Source organism: Buttiauxella cochleicola (genome assembly GCF_021283185.1).
GTDB classification, from domain to species: domain Bacteria; phylum Pseudomonadota; class Gammaproteobacteria; order Enterobacterales; family Enterobacteriaceae; genus Buttiauxella; species Buttiauxella massiliensis.
Genome location: NZ_JAJSOS010000029.1, coordinates 1 through 2,975, shown reverse-complemented (window position 1 = coordinate 2,975; position 2,975 = coordinate 1). Strand labels below are relative to the sequence as shown.

Annotated in this window: 1 rRNA gene; it reads right to left on the bottom strand. The window is 52.6% G+C overall.

Annotated elements, in window-relative coordinates:
* Positions 1–32: 32 nt before the first annotated feature.
* Positions 33–2,941, bottom strand: a 23S ribosomal RNA gene (locus tag LVQ76_RS22235).
* Positions 2,942–2,975 lie beyond the last annotated feature (34 nt).

Here is a 2,975-nt window from a genome sequence, read left to right as displayed (position 1 = left end):
TAGTCTCTCAACCAAAACACCTTCGGTGTTGTAAGGTTAAGCCTCACGGATCATTAGTACTGGTTAGCTCAACGTATCGCTACGCTTACACACCCAGCCTATCAACGTCGTAGTCTTCAACGTTCCTTCAGGGGAATCAAGTTCCCAGGGAGAATTCATCTCGGGGCAAGTTTCGCGCTTAGATGCTTTCAGCGCTTATCTTTTCCGCATTTAGCTACCGGGCAATGCCATTGGCATGACAACCCGAACACCAGTGATGCGTCCACTCCGGTCCTCTCGTACTAGGAGCAGCCCCCCTCAATTCTCCAGCGCCCACGGCAGATAGGGACCGAACTGTCTCACGACGTTCTAAACCCAGCTCGCGTACCACTTTAAATGGCGAACAGCCATACCCTTGGGACCTACTTCAGCCCCAGGATGTGATGAGCCGACATCGAGGTGCCAAACACCGCCGTCGATATGAACTCTTGGGCGGTATCAGCCTGTTATCCCCGGAGTACCTTTTATCCGTTGAGCGATGGCCCTTCCATTCAGAACCACCGGATCACTATGACCTGCTTTCGCACCTGCTCGAGCCGTCACTCTCGCAGTCAAGCTAGCTTATGCCATTGCACTAACCTCACGATGTCCGACCGTGATTAGCTAACCTTCGTGCTCCTCCGTTACGCTTTAGGAGGAGACCGCCCCAGTCAAACTACCCACCAGACACTGTCCGCAACCCGGATTACGGGTCTACGTTAGAACACCAGCCATTAAAGGGTGGTATTTCAAGGTTGGCTCCATGCAGACTGGCGTCCACACTTCAAAGCCTCCCACCTATCCTACACATCAAGGACCAGTGTTCAGTGTCAAGCTATAGTAAAGGTTCACGGGGTCTTTCCGTCTTGCCGCGGGTACACTGCATCTTCACAGCGATTTCAATTTCACTGAGTCTCGGGTGGAGACAGCCTGGCCATCATTACGCCATTCGTGCAGGTCGGAACTTACCCGACAAGGAATTTCGCTACCTTAGGACCGTTATAGTTACGGCCGCCGTTTACCGGGGCTTCGATCAAGAGCTTCAGCTTGCGCTTAACCCCATCAATTAACCTTCCGGCACCGGGCAGGCGTCACACCGTATACGTCCACTTTCGTGTTTGCACAGTGCTGTGTTTTTAATAAACAGTTGCAGCCAGCTGGTATCTTCGACTGCCTTCAGCTCCACCCGCGAGGGGTTTCACCTACCGACAGCGTGCCTTCTCCCGAAGTTACGGCACCATTTTGCCTAGTTCCTTCACCCGAGTTCTCTCAAGCGCCTTGGTATTCTCTACCTGACCACCTGTGTCGGTTTGGGGTACGATTTGATGTGACCTGATGCTTAGAGGCTTTTCCTGGAAGTGCGGCATTTGTTACTTCAGCACCGTAGTGCCTCGTCATCACACCTCAGCGTTAGATAGAAGTCCGGATTTACCTAAACTTCCCGCCTACATGCTTAAACCGGGACAACCGTCGCCCGGCTAACATAGCCCTCTCCGTCCCCCCTTCGCAGTCACACCGAGTACAGGAATATTAACCTGTTTCCCATCGACTACGCCTTTCGGCCTCGCCTTAGGGGTCGACTCACCCTGCCCCGATTAACGTTGGACAGGAACCCTTGGTCTTCCGGCGAGCGGGTTTTTCACCCGCTTTATCGTTACTTATGTCAGCATTCGCACTTCTGATACCTCCACCTACCCTCACAGGTAAGCTTCGACGGCTTACAGAACGCTCCCCTACCCAACAACGCATAAGCGTCGCTGCCGCAGCTTCGGTGCATGGTTTAGCCCCGTTACATCTTCCGCGCAGGCCGACTCGACCAGTGAGCTATTACGCTTTCTTTAAATGATGGCTGCTTCTAAGCCAACATCCTGGCTGTCTGTGCCTTCCCACATCGTTTCCCACTTAACCATGACTTTGGGACCTTAGCTGGCGGTCTGGGTTGTTTCCCTCTTCACGACGGACGTTAGCACCCGCCGTGTGTCTCCCGTGATAACATTCTTCGGTATTCGTAGTTTGCATCGGGTTGGTAAGCCGGGATGGCCCCCTAGCCGAAACAGTGCTCTACCCCCGAAGATGAGTTCACGAGGCGCTACCTAAATAGCTTTCGGGGAGAACCAGCTATCTCCCGGTTTGATTGGCCTTTCACCCCCAGCCACAAGTCATCCGCTAATTTTTCAACATTAGTCGGTTCGGTCCTCCAGTTAGTGTTACCCAACCTTCAACCTGCCCATGGCTAGATCACCGGGTTTCGGGTCTATACCCTGCAACTTAACGCCCAGTTAAGACTCGGTTTCCCTGCGGCTCCCCTATACGGTTAACCTTGCTACAGAATATAAGTCGCTGACCCATTATACAAAAGGTACGCAGTCACCCCATAAAAGAGGCTCCCACTGCTTGTACGTACACGGTTTCAGGTTCTGTTTCACTCCCCTCGCCGGGGTTCTTTTCGCCTTTCCCTCACGGTACTTGTTCGCTATCGGTCAGTCAGGAGTATTTAGCCTTGGAGGATGGTCCCCCCATATTCAGACAGGATACCACGTGTCCCGCCCTACTCTTCGAGTTCACAGCAAGTGCATTTTTGTGTACGGGAGTATCACCCTGTACCCTGCGACTTTCCAGACGCTTCCACTAATGCACAAACTGATTCAGACTCTGGGCTGTTCCCCGTTCGCTCGCCGCTACTGGGGGAATCTCGGTTGATTTCTTTTCCTCGAGGTACTTAGATGTTTCAGTTCCCTCGGTTCGCTTCGTTAAGCTATGTATTCACTTAACGATAGTGCAACGAATTGCACTGGGTTTCCCCATTCGGAAATCGTCGGTTATAACGGTTCATATCACCTTACCGACGCTTATCGCAGATTAGCACGTCCTTCATCGCCTCTGACTGCCAGGGCATCCACCGTGTACGCTTAGTCGCTTAACCTCACAACCCGAAGATGTCTCGTGAGACACAATCG